Raw genomic sequence first — 16,982 nt, 5'->3', positions numbered from 1 at the left:
GTATACGGGAAATCACGGGGGTATCTGGCGCGTTTTATGCTGCATCGCACGGTACCGCGGTCTGCACGCCGGTGCTACCATGCCGCGCAGAGACACAGTCCTCCAGCGCCTCCACAAGAGGTTGCCGGAACGACTGCCCAAAACAGATGTGTCGGTGATCCCGACAGCATGCCCCTAGAGGAGCCCCCATGAACGCCCCCCTGACCCCACCGGTCAGCGACGCCATCCGCCGCGCGCTCGAAAACGTTTCCCTGGAAGACAAATACACGCTGGAGCGTGGCCGCATCTACATCAGCGGCACGCAGGCGCTGGTTCGGCTTCCGATGCTGCAGCAGGAACGCGACCGCGCCGCGGGACTGAATACCGCCGGTTTCATTTCCGGCTATCGCGGCTCGCCGCTCGGCGCGCTGGACCAGTCGCTCTGGAAGGCCAAGAAGCATCTTGCCGCGCACAACGTCGTGTTCCAGGCCGGGCTGAACGAAGATCTCGCCGCCACGGCGGTGTGGGGCTCGCAGCAGGTGAACATGTATCCGGATGCGAAGTTCGATGGCGTGTTCGGCATGTGGTACGGCAAGGGCCCGGGCGTCGATCGCACCGGCGATGTGTTCAAGCACGCCAATTCGGCAGGATCGAGCCAGCACGGCGGCGTGCTGGTGCTGGCCGGCGACGACCACTCGGCCAAATCCTCGACGCTGGCGCACCAGTCCGAACACATCTTCAAGGCATGCGGGCTGCCGGTGCTGTATCCGTCCAACGTGCAGGAATATCTCGACTACGGTCTGCACGGCTGGGCCATGAGCCGCTACTCGGGCCTCTGGGTGGCGATGAAGTGCGTGACCGATGTGGTGGAATCGTCCGCATCGGTGGAACTCGATCCGCACCGCGTGCGCATCGTGATCCCCGACGATTTCGCATTGCCGCCGGGCGGCCTCAACATTCGCTGGCCCGATCCGCCGCTGGAACAGGAAGCGCGGCTGCTCGACTACAAGTGGTACGCGGGCCTGGCCTACGTGCGCGCCAATGGCATCGACCGCATCGAGATCGATTCGCCGCACGCGCGCTTCGGCATCATGACCGCCGGCAAGGCGTATCTCGACACGCGCCAGGCGCTGTCCGACCTTGGCCTGGACGACCAGACCTGCGCGCAGCTTGGCATCCGCCTGTACAAGGTGGGCTGCGTGTGGCCGCTGGAAGCGCACGGCGCGCGCGCCTTTGCTGAAGGGCTGCAGGAAATCCTCGTGGTCGAGGAAAAGCGCCAGATCATGGAGTACGCGCTCAAGGAAGAGCTGTACAACTGGCGCGACGACGTCCGTCCCAAGGTCTACGGCAAGTTCGACGAGCGCGACAACGCGGGCGGCGAATGGTCGATCCCGCAGAACAACTGGCTACTGCCCGCACACTACGAACTGTCGCCGGCGCTGATCGCCCGCGCCATCGCCACGCGGCTGGAAAAATTCGACCTGCCTGCCGATGCGCGCGCGCGCATCGCGGCGCGCCTGGCCATCATCGATGCCAAGGAAAAGGCGCTGGCCACGCCGCGCGTGACGGCCGAGCGCAAGCCGTGGTTCTGCTCCGGCTGCCCGCACAACACATCGACCAACGTGCCCGAAGGATCGCGCGCGCTGGCCGGCATCGGCTGCCACTACATGACGGTCTGGATGGACCGCAACACCAGCACCTTCAGCCAGATGGGCGGCGAAGGCGTGGCGTGGATCGGCCAGGCGCCGTTTGCGGGCGACAAGCACGTGTTCGCCAATCTGGGCGACGGCACCTATTTCCATTCCGGCCTGCTGGCGATCCGCGCGTCGATCGCCGCCGGCGTGAACATCACCTACAAGATCCTCTACAACGATGCGGTGGCGATGACCGGTGGTCAGCCGGTCGACGGCCAGCTGTCGGTGCAGGACATCGCGTATCAGGTGGCCGCCGAGGGCGCGAAGAAGATCGTCATCGTCACCGACCAGCCCGAGAAGTACAACAGCGCGATCAAGTTGCCCGAGGGGCTGACCGTACATCCGCGCGAACAGCTTGACGACATCCAGCGCGAGCTGCGCGAAGTGCCGGGCTGCACGATCCTGATCTACGACCAGACCTGCGCCACGGAAAAGCGTCGGCGCCGCAAGCGCGGCACGTTCCCCGATCCGGCACGCCGCGCGTTTATCAACGACGCGGTCTGCGAAGGCTGCGGCGATTGCTCGGTCAAGTCGAACTGCCTGTCGGTGGAACCACTGGAAACCGAACTGGGCACCAAACGCCAGATCAACCAGTCGTCGTGCAACAAGGATTTCTCCTGCCTGAACGGTTTCTGCCCGAGCTTCGTGACGGCCGAAGGCGCGCAGGTGCGCAAGCCGCAGGCGCTGGGCATCGCCATGAATGGCCTGCCTGCCCTGCCCGATCCCGCGTTGCCAGCCATCCGCCGCGCCTACGGCATCCTGGTCACCGGCGTGGGCGGCACCGGCGTAGTGACGATCGGCGGACTGCTCGGCATGGCCGCGCACCTTGAAAACAAGGGCGTCACCGTGCTCGATATGGCCGGCCTGGCGCAGAAAGGCGGCGCCGTGCTGTCGCACGTGCAGATTGCGGAGAAGCCCGACGACCTTCACGCCACGCGCATCGCCATCGGCGAAGCCGATCTGGTGATTGGTTGCGACGCCATTGTGTCGGCCACCGACGAGGTAATTTCCAAGACCCAGCCGGGCCGCACCCGCGCCGTGGTCAACACCGCGCAGACGCCGACGGCCGCGTTCATCAAGGACCCGAAATGGCAGTTCCCGGGTCTTTCGGCCGAAACGGACATCCGCAACGCGGTGGGCGAGGCGTGCGATTTCATCAACGCCAGCGCGCTGGCGGTGGCGCTGCTCGGCGACACGATCTACACCAATCCGCTGGTGCTCGGCTACGCATGGCAGAAAGGCTGGATCCCGCTGTCGCTGCAGGCGCTGGAGCGCGCGATCGAACTCAATGGCGTGGCCGTCGACAAGAACCGCGCCGCGTTCGAGTGGGGCCGGCACATGGCGCACGATCCCGAGCATGTGCTGTCGCTGACCGGCAAGCTGAAGACGCAGATGCAGGGCGCCGACGTGGTCAAGCTGCCGACATCGAGCGGCGCGCTGCTGGAAAAGCTGATCGCCAATCGTGCGGAATTGCTGACGCAGTACCAGAACGCCGCCTACGCCGAACAGTATCGCCAGGCCGTCAATCGCGTGCGCACCGCCGAAAGCGCGCTGGTGGGCGCGGGCAAGCCGCTGCCGCTGACCGAAGCCGCCGCGCGCAACCTGGCCAAGTTGATGGCGTACAAGGACGAATACGAAGTGGCGCGTCTGTACACCGATCCGGTTTTTCTCGACAAGCTGCGCGCCCAATTCGAAGGCGAACCGGGACGCGACTACCAGCTCAATTTCTGGCTCGCGCCGCCCGCCACGGCAAAGCGCGACAGCAAGGGCCATCTGGTCAAGCGCCGTTTCGGTCCGTCGACGATGACGCTGTTCCGCTTGCTTGCCAGGCTGAAGGGATTGCGCGGCGGCCCGCTCGATGTCTTCGGCAGGACCGAGGAACGGCGCACCGAACGCGCACTGATCGGCGAATATCGCGCGCTGCTCGACGAATTGTCGGCGGGCCTCACCGCCGCCAACCACGAGACGGCGATTGCGCTGGCCAATGTGCCTGACGACATCCGCGGCTTCGGTCACGTCAAGGAAAACAATCTCAAGGCGGCGCGCGGCAGGTGGTCGAAACTGCTGGAGCAGTTCCGGCATCCGCATAGTGGGCAGCAGGCCGCCTGACCAGCCGAGGCATTGCGATCGCCGGGCCGGGCGCTTCATCATCGGCCCCCGCATGGCTACACTGTGGACCTCTCAACCCACAAGGTAGCCATGCTATTGCGCCCCTATCGCCCCGCTGACGAAACCGCCGTTGTGGATTTGTGGCAAGCCTGCGGCCTGACACGTCCGTGGAACGATCCGCACAAGGACATCGCCCGCAAGCTGACCACGCAGCCCGAGCTGTTCCAGGTTGGCGAGATCGACGGCCGGCTGATGGCGACGGCGATGATCGGCTACGACGGGCACCGCGGCTGGGTCTATTACCTGGCCGTCGATCCGCAGTACCAGGGGCGCGGCTACGGGCGTATGCTGATGGCCCGCGCCGAGGCGTTGCTGATCGAACGCGGCTGCCCGAAGATCAACCTGTTGGTACGCGACACTAACGACGCCGTGCTGGCTTTCTACGACAGACTCGGCTACGGCCGCGACGCGGCGGTCAGTCTGGGCAAGCGGCTGATCCCGGACCAGTAGCAGCCGGCGGCAAGACACTCAACCCGACAAGAGACGCCATGACGACCTATCACGGAAGCTGTCACTGCGGCCGCATCGCCTTCGAGGCCGACGGCGAGATCACGCAGGTGCTGCAATGCAATTGCACGATCTGCCGCCGGCGCGGCCACCTGCTCTGGTTTGTGCCCAAAGCCCAGTTCCGGCTGAAGACGCCCGATGAAAACGCGTCCACCTATCGCTTCCACACCATGAAAATCGCGCACCGCTTCTGCCCGGTCTGTGGCTGCGGTCCCTATGCCGAGGCCAGCGACCCCCAAGGCAATCCGACCGCGGCGGTCAACGTGCGCTGCGTCGACGACATCGACCTCGCAAGCCTGAAGGTGATCGAGTACGACGGCCTGCACAGGTAACCCAATCACCGCGCCCATCATGTTCGCCATTCGCGGAATCGATCATCTCGTGCTGCGCACCGCCGACGTCGGCAGGATGGTGCGCTTTTATGTCGATGTGCTCGGCTGCGTGGTCGAAAAGGAACAGCCCGCCTTTGGGCTGACCCAACTGCGCGCGGGCAGCGCGCTGATCGACCTCGTGTCGCTCGACGGCCCGCTTGGACGTGCGGGCGGCGCGGGCCCGGGCGCCGAAGGCCGAAATCTCGACCATTTTTGCCTTCGCATCGATCCGTTCGATATCCACTCGCTACGATCGCATTTTGATATTCATCGCATCGATATCGGGCCCGTGGAGCAACGTTACGGCGCCGAAGGCCAAGGCCCATCGGTCTATCTGAAGGACCCCGACGGCAACACCGTGGAATTGAAGGGGCCGCCAAACACCCCCTGAAGTACGCATTTCCGCAGGCGGGGCGAGGCCGATACAATTTGTGCTTCCTCGACCAAGCCTCGCTGCCGGCGCCCCCCTTCGCGCCGGGCGCGCCATGACCGCCTCCGCCGCCCCCCACTGTCCGCCCTCCGCCGCGTTGCCGCCCCGTCACATTGTCTGGACACTCGGCGTAACCGAAGTGATCAGCTGGGGCACGCTGTATTTCACATTCACCGTTTTTATCGACCCGATGCAGCAGTCGCTCGGCTTCGGCAAGCCGTTCCTGGCGGGCGGTTTTTCGCTGGGGCTGCTGGTGTGGGCGATGTGCTCGTTCGCGGTGGGTCGGCTGCTCGATCGCGTGCCGGCGTACAAGGTGATGAGCAGCGGGTCCGTGCTGGCGGCGATCGGACTGGTGTTGTGGGCGTGGTGCCCATCGCCGGCAATGTTCCTGCTGATGTGGATACCGCTGGGGCTGGCCATGGCGTCCACGCTCTACGAGCCCGCTTTCGTCGTGCTGCGCCAGGCCTATGGCGACAGCTATCAGAAGCCGATCGTGCAGGTGACGCTGCTGGCGGGCTTTGCCAGTACCATCTTCATCCCGTTGGGCCAATGGCTCGCGCTTCATCTGGGATGGCGCGAGACGCTGCTGATATTTGCCGCGCTGAACCTGTTTGTCTGCGCGCCGCTGCATGCGCGCCTGCGCTACGCGGTGCATCCCACGTACCTGCAGGCCAGCGCGCATGCCAGTGCGTCGCCTGCCGGCGCGGCGTCGTCGGGCATCGCGCGCAGCACGCTGCGCCAGCCGGTGTTCTGGGCCGTGGTGATCGCGTTCACCGCGACGGCCGTGATCGCGTCGCTGCTCGGTGCGCATCTGATTCCGATGCTGACCGAGAAAGGCATGCCGGTGGCGCAGCAGCTGGCGGTGGCCGCGCTGATCGGTCCGGCGCAGGTGGCCGGACGGCTGGCGATGGCGCGCCTGCCGATCAGTCATCCCGTGCGGCTGTCGCTGCCCGTGTATATCGTCATGAGCATCGGCCTGCTGTGCCTGACCCTGGGCCACGGCTACTGGCTGATGGTTGCGGCCATTTGCTACGGTTGCGCCAACGGCGTGAACACGATGCTGCGCGCGATGGCGATGCCGGAACTGATTTCGCGTCATCACTATGCAACGCTCAATGGGTTAATGATGACGCCGGTGCTGCTGATGCAGGCCGCCGCGCCGTGGTTCGGCGCGCTGCTGTGGCGCGCCGCCGGCGGCTATTGGTTGATGCTGTGGGTCATGGTGGCGCTGGCCGTGGGCGCGCTTGGCGCATTCGCTTTCGCGCTGCATCGCCGCGGACTGCTGCGGCACGCGCCGGTGCCCGCCTGATCGGCGCCACGAAGTCCGTCCCTGAATCGTTGTCTGGCTGTACTTGATGTCTGAATATTCGATCGAAACCGATTCCTCTACCGTTCTTGCTGCGCCGTCGCCGACGGCGGTTTCGCGCGCCACGCGCGGCACCATGGCGCTGTTCTTCGCCAATGGCGCAACCTTCGCCACCTGGGGCGTGCACATTCCCACCATCAAGGCGCGCTTCGAGCTGTCCGACGCCATGTTGTCGCTGGCGATGCTGGCCGTGGCCGGGGGCGCCATCGTCGCCATGGGCCCGGTGGGCCGATGGGTGGCCAGGCTGGGCAGCGCGCGGGCGTCGATGATCGGCGGCGTGGCCTTTGCGGCCATGACGCTGGCCATCCTGGCGATTCCCAGCTTTGCGCTGCTGCTGCCCACCTTGCTGATCTTCGGCATGGCCAACGCCCTGTTCGACGTCGCCATGAATGCGCAGGCAGCCACTGTAGAAGCCAGCCGCAGCACACGGCCCGTGATGTCGGCGCTGCACGGCATGTTCAGCCTGGGCGGCATGATCGGGGCAGCGTTCGGCGGCCTGATGTTGTCGCTGGGCGTGCCGCCACTGGCGCACGCGGCGATGATCGCGGCGATGACGGCCGCCGTCGCTGCGGGCACGACGCGCGGACTGTTGGCCGACCATCCAGTGTCGCCGTCGGCCGCGCATCATCGCGACCAAGCCACGCGCGCGCTGTGGCTGCTTGGCCTGTTGGCTTTCCTGGGACTGATCGGCGAAGGCGCGATGTACGACTGGACGGCGGTCTACATGCGCGACGTGGCCATGGCGCCGCTGGACTGGGCCAGCTTTGGCTACGCGGCGTTCTCGGGCGGCATGGCGTGCGGCCGTTTCGGCGGCGACCGACTGCGCGCGCGGTTTGGCGATGCGCGCACGCTCACCGGCAGCGCGTGGCTGGGTTTCACCGGCATCGCGCTGGCCATCGCCGCGCCGCTGCCGCTGGCGGTGCTGGTCGGCTTTGCGCTGATGGGGCTCGGCGCCGCAAATATGGTGCCGATCTTCTTCGTGGCCGCCTCGCGGCTGCCCGGCGTCAGCGCGGCCGAAGCGATCTCGCGCGTGGCGCGCTTTGGCTATGTGGGACTTCTGCTGGGGCCGGTGCTGATCGGCGGTGTGGCCCACCTGTCCGACCTGCGCCTCGGCATTGCCTTGGTGGCGTTGACGATGGGCTATATCGCGCTGTTCGGCGCACGCGCCGCGCGCCGCTATCTCACGACCTGATCACCATCGGGTCCGCCCGACGGCTGAGCCGGCCGCGATGGTTGCGCACCGGCGCCGATGTCGCGCCAATCCCGCGGCCTATGCCGCGCGCGACGCCGCTGCGCGCCCGGCGCCCATGCCGTCGAAGACGAAGGTATCCATCGCCAGTACGCCGTACGTCACCTCGTCGGCCACGCGCGTGACGCGGGCCGCCTCGCCCGGCGTGGCGGCCGGTCCCAGCGCCGCACCCAGCGTGACGTAGAACGGCAGCAGATGCTCGTCGGTCGGATGCGCGCGGCGCGCATACGGCGCCTGCGCGCGGTAATCGGCAATGCGACCGACATCGCCCGTGGCCAGCGTCTCGTCGAGCGCGTCGATCATCCAGTTGCGGAACGCATCGACATAGGGCTCGGTTGCCGGACCGTGTTGCGCGCGGCGCTCGCCGCCGCCGAACACTTCCTGGAGGTTGTGCGTAAAGCTGCCCGAGCCGATCACAAGCACGCCTTCCTCGCGCAACGGCCCCAGCGCGCGGCCGATGTCGATCTGCGTGGCTGGGGTCAGATACGGATTGAAGGCCAGTTGCACCACCGGCATATCGGCGTCCGGAAAGAAATGCCGCATCGGCATCCACGCGCCGTGGTCCAGCGGACGCTCTTCGTCCTCGGCGACGAAGCCCGCGCCGGGGATTGCCGCCGCCTCGATCAACGTCTTGACCCGCACGGCCAGTTCCGGCGATCCCGGCGCGTCGTAGCGCAGCATGTAGAGCTCGCGCGGAAAACCGCCGAAGTCGTGCCACGCTTCCTGTCGCGCGCGCGTGCCGACCGCCAGCGTGCTGTAGATCCAGTGCGCGGACACGATCAGCACGGCCTTCGGCTTGAGCGCGCGCAGGCGTGCGCCGAGCGCATCGAACGCGGCGCCGGTCGGGCCGGGGTCGATCGCCAGCATGGGCGATCCGTGGGACACATAAATGGCGGGAAGCAGGGTAGTCATGGCGGCAAGCCGTTCAGCTGTTTTATGCAATGACATCAGTCTGGCAACGATGGCGCGCCGTGGGCGTAGCCATTTGCGGACACCTCGTGCAAAAAACTTGAACCTCGGACGCTTACTTCACACCGGGCCCAGCGTCCGCGATGCGCAAGCGTGGGATCCGGCACACACTGGCATGGCCGTTTGTCCACGGCGACGACAGCCGCAAGGCGAATCGGCCTATGATATTGGCTCGGATGCCATGAATGCATCCAGCCGGAGAGCCCTGTGTCGAAGCGTTTCGATCCCTTGCACGCCCTGCCCCACGCGCTGTGGTGGCAGCCCGGCGTCTATGGGAGCGGCCCTGCCCTGCTGCTGTGGATCGTGGCCCGGCTGCCAGCCGACATGCTGGCCGAAGTGGTTGGCCATCCCGGTGCCTCGGCATTGATCAATCACGCGGGCGACACGGTTTTCATGACCGGCTGGCTCGCCAGCGGCGCGTGGCTCTGGTTCACGCGCAAGCGGCCGCCCCCGCGCAAGACGCTTGAAGCGCTCCAGCCGCTCGACATGGGCGCGCCCGCCGAATCGCAGTCCAACGTCGGCCAGAGCTAGGCCGGACCCGTCCGCCGCTTTCGTCCCATCTGTAAGGAATCGCTTAATATGGCGGCTTGCGTCACCGCCGGGACACATCGGCGGGGGCATCCACCGGTTCTTTCCTCGTTGTTCTCGCCTCATGTCCGTTACCGCAACAACTGCCAACGATCTCTCCAGAGCCACCCGACGACGCGCGATCATCGCCGCCACCATCGGCAATGGCCTGGAGTGGTTCGACTTCACCGTCTACAGCTTCTTTGCCGTCATTATCGCCAAGCTTTTCTTTCCCACCGGCGATGATCTGACTTCGTTCCTGCTGACCGTCGCCACCTTTGGCGTAGGCTTTTTCATGCGCCCGGTCGGCGCAATCGTGCTGGGCGTTTATGCCGACCGCGTCGGCCGCAAGGCGGCGCTGACGCTGACGATTCTGCTGATGGCGCTGGGTACCGCGATCATCGGCCTGGCGCCCACTTATCAGTCGATCGGCCTGTGGGCCCCGGCGCTGATCGTGCTGGCCCGCCTGATCCAGGGTTTTTCGGCCGGCGGCGAAGTCGGCGGCGCGACCGCCTTCCTGATCGAGCACGCCCCTGACGCCGAACGCGGCGCCTACGCAAGCTGGCAGCAGGCCAGCCAGGGGATTTCTTTCATGCTGGGCGCCGCGATGGGCGCACTGGTGACCAACGGCCTCGACCAGGCCCAGATCGACGCATGGGGCTGGCGCATCCCGTTCCTGTTCGGGCTGTTGATCGGCCCGGTCGGCATGTATATCCGATCCCACCTGGAAGAGCCGCCCGAGTTCGAGGCGCGCCAAGCCGAACGCCGCGCCAGCAAGGTCAAGTTCTCGCCGCTGTCGCAAGTGCTGCGCGACCATCCGCGCGAAGTGCTGGCTGGCCTGGGCGTCACCATCCTGTGGACCGTCTGCACCTACGTGCTGGTGTTCTACATGCCGTCGTACGCCAAGCAGCAACTGGGACTGCCACTGGGTGCAACGTTCCAGTCGACCGCGATCTGCGGCGCCATCATCCTGGTGCTGTGCCCGCTGATGGGCATGCTGTCTGACCGCGTCGGCCGCAAGCGCATGCTCAGCGTCGTGGCGCTACTGATCCTGGCGTTGGCTTACCCGCTGTTCCACTGGCTCAACGTATCGCCGACCACATCGACGCTGCTGCAGGTGCAGATCGTGCTGGGCATTCTGCTGGCTGCATTTACGGGACCGGCGCCGGCCGTGTTGGCAGAGCAGTTCCCGACCGAAGTGCGCTCCACCGGCTTGTCGCTGGCGTACAACTTCGCGGTGACCATTTTCGGCGGCTTCGCTCCGCTGATCGTGACGTGGCTGATCGAGTCGACGCATAACAAGCTGGCGCCGGCGTTCTATGTGATTGCCGCCGCCGCCATCAGCTTTGTCGCGCTGCTTTTCATGCACGACCGCACCGGCAAGAAACTGGCCTGAGCGACAATCCCTCCGCCAGCAAAAAAAGCCAGCCTCCGGGCTGGCTTTTTTATATGGTCCGCCGATTCAAATAATCGCGATTGTTATTTGCGAAAACACTCGGTCATTCGATACATTGCAGTACTGCATATTAAAAAAATAACACCCTTGTATTGCACAGGTTATTTTTCTTTTCTGGATTGCGACTGCGGGATGTTTCCCGCAGAAGAAGGGGAATCTCCATGGCAAGAAAAATCGGGATACTACGCGTTATTTCCAGTGCCATTCTTTTATCGGTTTCGGCACATGCTCACAGCGAAGATAATCGACTATTCGTCAAACGCTCCTTGCTGAAAGCCTCCCCCACGGTTGGCGCGATGCTGCAATCCCCCGGCACCGGAGACCTTAGCGTCACGGCAGTGCAGAGCAACATCGTCGCGCAAGAATCGGACAGCATCACGCTGGAATTGCCCAAGGGCGTGGTGGCTACGGCGCGGCGCGTTCAGTTCGAGACCAACCCTGACGGCACGCAGATCTGGAAAGGCTCGTTCCGTCCCAAGCTGCTCAAAGCCGGACAGGATTCTGGCGAGGCCACCGAGGACCCTGCCAATTCCGTGATCCTGCTGCGCAATGGCAATCAGGTCACCGGGTCGGTGCGCCTGAACAGCAAGCTCTACACGATCCAGCCGCTGGAAGGTGGCGATCACGTCGTGATCGAAGTCGACGAGTCCAGTCTTCCGCCAGAATCCGAGCCCGAAGTAGCGAATGACGAGGAAGCGTCGGATGCCTCGTGCTACACGGCCTGGTCGGCCTCGGAGATATACGCCAAGCCAGGAGCGAAGGTGTCGCACGGCGGCCGCAGCTTCGAAAACAAGTGGTGGACGCGCGGCGAAACGCCGGACCCGACCAAGCCGTACGGCGCATGGAAAGACCTGGGGGCATGCGGCTCGCCATCGCCATCGCCATCGCCCTCACCGTCGCCGTCGCCGTCGCCATCCCCTTCGGCCGCGACGTGCAACGCCGCATGGTCGAAGACCCAGACCTATGCGACGGCCGGAATCAAGGTCACGCATGCCGGCAGAAACTACCAGAGCAAATGGTGGACGCGCGGCGACGATCCGTCCCAGGCCGGGCCCTATGGCGCGTGGAAGGATATCGGCGCCTGCGAGGCCCCCCCGGCTCCGGCTCCCGTTCCGGCGCCGACACCATCCCCAGCGCCCACTCCGGCTCCGACACCATCGCCCGCTCCGACTCCGACTCCGACTCCGACTCCGACTCCGACTCCGACTCCGGCTCCGGCTCCGGCTCCGGCTCCGACTCCGACTCCGACTCCGACTCCGACTCCGGCACCAACTCCAGCTCCCGCTCCGGCTCCGACACCAACGCCAGCTCCCGCTCCGACACCATCGCCGGCTCCCGTTCCGACTCCGACACCAACGCCAGCTCCCGCTCCGACACCATCGCCGGTTCCCGTTCCGACTCCGACACCAACGCCAGCTCCGGCTCCGGCTCCGGCTCCGACTCCAACGCCAGCTCCCGCGCCCGTATCGGATATGACCACGCTACGCGTTCTGGTGGCTGCGACGAAGCAGGCAAAAGCCAACATCGCCGATCTGGATGGCATGGCGCAACTGGCCATCGCCGAATCCAACCAGGGCTTCGAGAACAGCAACCTGCCGATCCGGTTTGAACTGGCGGGCACCTATGTCATTCCCGACTACGTCGAAAGCGGCACCTTCCACGATCAGCTAGCCCGTGCCAGGAGCAAGAACGATGGCGCCATGGACGATCTGCACGCTGTCCGCGCCAGCACCAGAGCCAACATCGTCACCGTGCTCCTGAATTCAAGCGGCGAATGCGGCCTCGCTGCCGTCAATGCCACGGCAAGCACGGCCTTCACCGCCGTCGGCCGCACGTGCGCCATCGGCAACTACACGTTCGCGCACGAGATCGGCCACCTGCTTGGCGCCACGCATGACGAGCAGACCAGCACCAACAAGAACTATCCATACGGCTATGGCTACAAGCTGCCGGGCAAATGGCGCACGATCATGGCGTATTCCTGCTCCAGTGGTGGAGACTGCCCGCGTTTGAATTACTGGTCCTCGCCAACACTGAGCTTCCGGGGCGTGCCACTGGGCGACGCGACCAAGCACGATAACCGGCGGGTGCTGGACCAACGCCGCAAGACCGCGGCAACCTGGCAATAGCCGGGAACAATAAGGCCCTCGCCGCGCACCGATCCGCAACATCGCAAAAGCCAGCCAACGCGCTGGCTTTTTTATTTTCGATTTCATTCACCGACGCTTTTAATTTTATCGACGAGATAATTCAGAGCCGCCATGCTTATTTCAGAATGCGCCAATCCAATATGGAGACCCTTGAAATCAAAACGCCATTTTCCTTATCTGAATGCCATCGCGAGCACGGCCTCGCGGCAGAAGGGGAAATTCCATGGCAAAAAAATACGGCAGGCTACGTGTGATTTCGGGCGTCATTGCATTCTCTGTTTCTACCCACGCCTATTGCGCTGAAAATCGACTGTTTGTAAAGCGGACGCTTCTGAAAGCATCGCCGGCAGTCAGTCAGATTACGGAAAATCCCGCCACCGAGGATTTCAGCGTCGCGGCGGCACAAAGCGATGTCGTATCCGCCGATTCCGACCAGATCACGCTGGACCTCCCGAAAGGCGTGGTTGCCACGGCGCGGCGCACCCGTTTTCAAACCAATGCCGACGGCACCCAGACGTGGACCGGCAATTTCCGGCCGCAGCTGCTGCGCGCCGGGCAGGATGCGGATGCACCGGCCGACGATCCGGCCAACGCGGTGTTTCTGGTGCGTAACGGCAATCGCGTGACCGGAACAGTGCGCCTGAACGCCAAGCTTTACGCGATCCAGCCGCTGGCCGACGGCGATCACGCCGTGATCGAAATCGACGAATCCAAGCTGCCTGCCGACGCCGCGCCGCTTGAAGAGGCGGACACCGACAGCGCGGACGCCTGCTATGCGGCGTGGTCCTCGTCGACGATCTACGACAAGCCGGGCAAGCAGGTGAGCCACAACGGCCGCAAATTCGAGAACAAGTGGTGGACGCGCGGCGAGACGCCGGATCCGACCAAGCCGTATGGCGCCTGGAAGGATCTGGGCCCGTGCTCCGGGAGTGCGCCAGCTCCGGCTCCGACACCTGCGCCAACACCGGCACCTGTACCATCGCCATCGCCATCGCCATCGCCATCGCCATCGCCATCGCCATCGCCATCGCCATCGCCATCGCCATCGCCATCGCCAGCACCAGCACCAGCACCAGCGGCATCGTGTTACGGCGCGTGGTCGTCCAGCCAGACCTATGCCAGCGCGGGCCTCAAGGTGACGCATGGCAATCGGAACTATGAGAGCAAATGGTGGACGCGCGGCGACGACCCGTCCAAGGCCGGGCCATATGGCGCGTGGAAGGATATTGGCGCATGTAGCGCGCCCAGCCCCGCGCCGGCACCGGCACCATCGCCATCGCCCACCCCCGCACCTGCACCTGCACCTGCACCTGCGTCGGATCTGACCACGCTCAGGATACTGGTCACGGCCACGCCGCAAGCCAAGGCCAACATCGCCGATCTGGACGGCATGGCGCAATTGGCCATCGCGGAATCCAATCAGGGTTTCGAGAACAGCAAGATCAAGATCCGCTTCGAACTGGCAGGCACCTATGTCGTCAAGAACTACACCGAAACCGGTTCGTACAGTACCGAGCTGAGCCGCGCCCGCGTCAAGGGCGACGGCTATATGGATGACCTGCACACGGTACGGGCAAACACCAGCGCCAACATCGTCGTCGTGCTGCTGAACTCGCGGGAATACTGCGGCATGGCGTACGTCAAGGCGAACGCGGCATCGGCGTTTGCCACCGTGGGGCGCAACTGTGCGACCGGCGTACTGACGTTCGCCCACGAGATCGGCCATCTGCTGGGCGCCACGCACAACAATGAGATCAGCACAAATCCGAACTTCCCCTACGGGTACGGCACCATCGTGCCGGGCAAGTGGCGCACTGTCATGGCGTATGAGTGCACTTCCGGCGGCAGCTGCCCTCGCATCAATTTCTGGTCATCGCCAAACGTCTTCTATCAAGGACGCGCGACCGGAGATAGCCTCCATGACAACGCGCGCGTGCTGAACGAACGCCGAGAAACCGCCGCCACCTGGCGATAGGCGCCAGCGTCACCAATAAGAACCGCGCCTTTGCGGTTACCCGCTACATCGCAAAAGCCAGCCATCGCGCTGGCTTTTTTGTTTCCCGTTTCAGTTATCGACGCTTTTAATTTTATCGACGAGATAATTCCGAGCCGCCATGCTTATTTCAGAATGCGCCAATCCAATATGGAGACCCTTGAAATCAAAACGCTATTTTCCTTATCTGGATGCCATCGCGAGCACGGCCTTGCGGCAGAAGGGGAAATTCCATGGCAAAAAAATACGGTAGGCTACGTGTGATTTCGGGCGTCATTGCATTCTCTGTTTCTACCCACGCCTATTGCGCTGAAAATCGACTGTTTGTAAAGCGAACGCTTTTGAAAGCATCGCCCGCAGTCAGTCAGATTACGGAAAATCCGGCCACCGAGGATTTCAGCGTCGCGGCGGCACAAAGCGATGTGGTATCCAACGATTCCGACCAGATCACGCTCGACCTCCCGAAAGGCGTGGTCGCCACCGCGCGGCGCACACGCTTTCAAACCAACGCCGATGGCACCGAGACGTGGACCGGCAATTTCCGCCCGCAACTGCTGCGCGCCGGGCACGATGCGGATGCACCGGCCGACGATCCGGAGAACGCCGTGTTCCTGGTGCGCAATGGCAATCGCGTGACCGGAACGGTCCGCCTGAATGCCAAGCTTTACGCCATCCAGCCGCTGGCCGGCGGCGATCATGCCGTGATCGAAATCGACGAATCCAAGCTGCCTCCCGACGCCCCGCCGATTGAAGAGGCGGATGCCAACAGCGCCGACGCCTGCTATGCCGCCTGGTCTTCGTCGACGATCTACGACAAGCCGGGCAACAAGGTGACCCACAACGGCCGCAAGTTCGAGAACAAGTGGTGGACGCGCGGCGAAACGCCGGATCCGTCCAAGCCGTATGGCGCCTGGAAGGATCTGGGCCCGTGCTCCGGGAGTGCGCCAGCTCCGGCTCCGACACCTGCGCCAACACCGGCACCTGTACCATCGCCATCGCCATCGCCATCGCCATCGCCAGCACCAGCACCAGCACCAGCACCAGCACCAGCGGCATCGTGTTACGGCGCGTGGTCGTCCAGCCAGACCTATGCCAGCGCGGGCCTCAAGGTGACGCATGGCAATCGGAACTATGAGAGCAAATGGTGGACGCGGGGCGACGACCCGTCCAAGGCCGGGCCATACGGCGCGTGGAAGGACATTGGCGCATGTGGCGCGCCCAGCCCCGCACCTGCGCCCACCCCTTCGCCTTCGCCTTCGCCTTCGCCTTCGCCTTCGCCTTCGCCTTCGCCTGCGCCTTCGCCTGCGCCTGCGCCTTCGTCGGATCTGACCACGCTCAGGATACTGGTCGCGGCCACGCCGGAAACCATGGGCAAGATCGCCGATCTGGACGGGCTGGCGCAACTGGCCATCGCCGAATCCAACCAGGGCTTCGAGAACAGCAAGGTCAAAATCCGCTTCGAACTGGCAGGCACCTACGTCGTCAAGGACTACCACGAAAGCGGTTCGTACAACACCGACCTGTACAACGCCCGCGTCAAGGACGACGGCTATATGGACGACCTGCACACGGTGCGGGCAAACACCAGCGCCAACGTCGTCGTCCTGCTGCTGGACTCGCGGGAATACTGCGGCATGGCGGGACTCAGGGCAAGCTCGCCAACGGCGTTTGCCGTCGTGGGGCACACCTGTGCGACTGGTAATCTTTCGTTCGCCCACGAGATCGGCCATCTGCTGGGCGCCACGCACAACGATGGGGTCAGCAAAAACTACTACTACGAATATGGGTACGCTTACGCGGTGCCTGGCAAGTGGCGCACGATCATGGCGTATGAGTGCACCTCCGGCGGCAGTTGTCCGCGCGTCAATTTCTGGTCGTCGCCAAACGTCTTATATCAGGGACGCGCAACCGGAGACAGTCTCCATGACAATGCGCGCGTGCTGAACGAGCGCCGCGGCACCGCCGCCACTTGGCGATAGCCGGAACCACCGGGAATCCCGCGCAGGCGTCGTCGGGACGGCTGCCATAGACTCCTTGCCAACAAGGACCCCGCCTCGCGGCGATCCGCAACATCGCAAAAGC

The 16,982-nt window shown here is 64.5% G+C and carries 13 protein-coding genes; 12 read left to right on the top strand and 1 reads right to left on the bottom strand.

What is annotated here, in order from left to right; translation table 11 throughout:
• Positions 1 to 188 precede the first annotated feature (188 nt).
• The 6 genes from AC1RKI_RS26185 (at position 189) to AC1RKI_RS26160 (ending at position 7,708) form a co-directional block, all read left to right on the top strand.
• Positions 189 to 3,782 carry an indolepyruvate ferredoxin oxidoreductase family protein gene (locus tag AC1RKI_RS26185; RefSeq protein WP_222156962.1) on the top strand — a complete coding sequence of 1,198 codons (3,594 nt, stop codon included), beginning with the start codon at positions 189 to 191 and terminating at the stop codon, positions 3,780 to 3,782.
• Between the two features lie 90 nt (positions 3,783 to 3,872).
• On the top strand, positions 3,873 to 4,292 hold the full coding sequence (locus AC1RKI_RS26180) for a GNAT family acetyltransferase (protein WP_150982542.1): 420 nt from the start codon (positions 3,873 to 3,875) through the stop codon (positions 4,290 to 4,292).
• A 38-nt stretch (positions 4,293 to 4,330) separates the two neighbouring features.
• Positions 4,331 to 4,681, top strand: a complete 351-nt coding sequence (locus AC1RKI_RS26175; protein WP_150982537.1) for a GFA family protein — start codon at positions 4,331 to 4,333, stop codon at positions 4,679 to 4,681.
• Between the two features lie 19 nt (positions 4,682 to 4,700).
• The gene (locus AC1RKI_RS26170; protein WP_492797855.1) at positions 4,701 to 5,111 is read left to right on the top strand and encodes a VOC family protein; all 411 of its coding nucleotides are present in this window, start codon (positions 4,701 to 4,703) and stop codon (positions 5,109 to 5,111) included.
• Positions 5,112 to 5,205: 94 nt separating this feature from the next.
• Positions 5,206 to 6,459, top strand: a complete 1,254-nt coding sequence (locus AC1RKI_RS26165; RefSeq protein WP_492797857.1) for an MFS transporter — start codon at positions 5,206 to 5,208, stop codon at positions 6,457 to 6,459.
• A gap of 133 nt (positions 6,460 to 6,592) precedes the next feature.
• Complete coding sequence (locus tag AC1RKI_RS26160; protein ID WP_492797940.1) at positions 6,593 to 7,708, top strand: MFS transporter; 1,116 nt, start codon at positions 6,593 to 6,595, stop codon at positions 7,706 to 7,708.
• Between the two features lie 78 nt (positions 7,709 to 7,786).
• On the opposite strand, the gene AC1RKI_RS26155 is transcribed toward AC1RKI_RS26160, so the two are convergent.
• Positions 7,787 to 8,668, bottom strand: a complete 882-nt coding sequence (locus AC1RKI_RS26155) for a DODA-type extradiol aromatic ring-opening family dioxygenase (RefSeq protein WP_492797942.1) — start codon at positions 8,666 to 8,668, stop codon at positions 7,787 to 7,789.
• A gap of 315 nt (positions 8,669 to 8,983) precedes the next feature.
• Here AC1RKI_RS26155 and AC1RKI_RS26150 point away from each other — a divergent pair, with 315 nt between their 5' ends.
• From AC1RKI_RS26150 to AC1RKI_RS26125, 6 genes are all read left to right on the top strand, one after another.
• The gene (locus AC1RKI_RS26150; protein WP_492797944.1) at positions 8,984 to 9,265 is read left to right on the top strand and encodes a hypothetical protein; all 282 of its coding nucleotides are present in this window, start codon (positions 8,984 to 8,986) and stop codon (positions 9,263 to 9,265) included.
• Between the two features lie 121 nt (positions 9,266 to 9,386).
• Positions 9,387 to 10,697 (top strand): MFS transporter, encoded by a 1,311-nt coding sequence (locus AC1RKI_RS26145; protein ID WP_061953565.1) that lies wholly within the window; start codon positions 9,387 to 9,389, stop codon positions 10,695 to 10,697.
• 326 nt (positions 10,698 to 11,023) lie between these two features.
• The gene (locus AC1RKI_RS26140) at positions 11,024 to 12,886 is read left to right on the top strand and encodes a M12 family metallo-peptidase (protein ID WP_492797859.1); all 1,863 of its coding nucleotides are present in this window, start codon (positions 11,024 to 11,026) and stop codon (positions 12,884 to 12,886) included.
• A 244-nt stretch (positions 12,887 to 13,130) separates the two neighbouring features.
• Complete coding sequence (locus tag AC1RKI_RS26135; RefSeq protein WP_492797861.1) at positions 13,131 to 14,882, top strand: zinc-dependent metalloprotease family protein; 1,752 nt, start codon at positions 13,131 to 13,133, stop codon at positions 14,880 to 14,882.
• A 30-nt stretch (positions 14,883 to 14,912) separates the two neighbouring features.
• The gene (locus AC1RKI_RS26130; protein WP_492797863.1) at positions 14,913 to 15,164 is read left to right on the top strand and encodes a hypothetical protein; all 252 of its coding nucleotides are present in this window, start codon (positions 14,913 to 14,915) and stop codon (positions 15,162 to 15,164) included.
• A gap of 77 nt (positions 15,165 to 15,241) precedes the next feature.
• Positions 15,242 to 16,879 (top strand): carbohydrate-binding protein, encoded by a 1,638-nt coding sequence (locus AC1RKI_RS26125; protein ID WP_492797865.1) that lies wholly within the window; start codon positions 15,242 to 15,244, stop codon positions 16,877 to 16,879.
• Positions 16,880 to 16,982 lie beyond the last annotated feature (103 nt).

The organism is Cupriavidus sp. GW822-FHT06G04, from assembly GCF_058799075.1.
This window is presented reverse-complemented; position numbering and strand designations above follow the sequence as displayed.

Coding starts and splice junctions, on each gene's coding strand:
- AC1RKI_RS26180 (WP_150982542.1), top strand. CDS start 3,873: ATGCTATTGCGCCCCTATCGCCCCGCTGACGAAACCGCCGTTGTGGAT.
- AC1RKI_RS26160 (WP_492797940.1), top strand. CDS start 6,593: ATGGCGCTGTTCTTCGCCAATGGCGCAACCTTCGCCACCTGGGGCGTG.
- AC1RKI_RS26175 (WP_150982537.1), top strand. CDS start 4,331: ATGACGACCTATCACGGAAGCTGTCACTGCGGCCGCATCGCCTTCGAG.
- AC1RKI_RS26135 (WP_492797861.1), top strand. CDS start 13,131: ATGGCAAAAAAATACGGCAGGCTACGTGTGATTTCGGGCGTCATTGCA.
- AC1RKI_RS26170 (WP_492797855.1), top strand. CDS start 4,701: ATGTTCGCCATTCGCGGAATCGATCATCTCGTGCTGCGCACCGCCGAC.
- AC1RKI_RS26165 (WP_492797857.1), top strand. CDS start 5,206: ATGACCGCCTCCGCCGCCCCCCACTGTCCGCCCTCCGCCGCGTTGCCG.
- AC1RKI_RS26185 (WP_222156962.1), top strand. CDS start 189: ATGAACGCCCCCCTGACCCCACCGGTCAGCGACGCCATCCGCCGCGCG.
- AC1RKI_RS26145 (WP_061953565.1), top strand. CDS start 9,387: ATGTCCGTTACCGCAACAACTGCCAACGATCTCTCCAGAGCCACCCGA.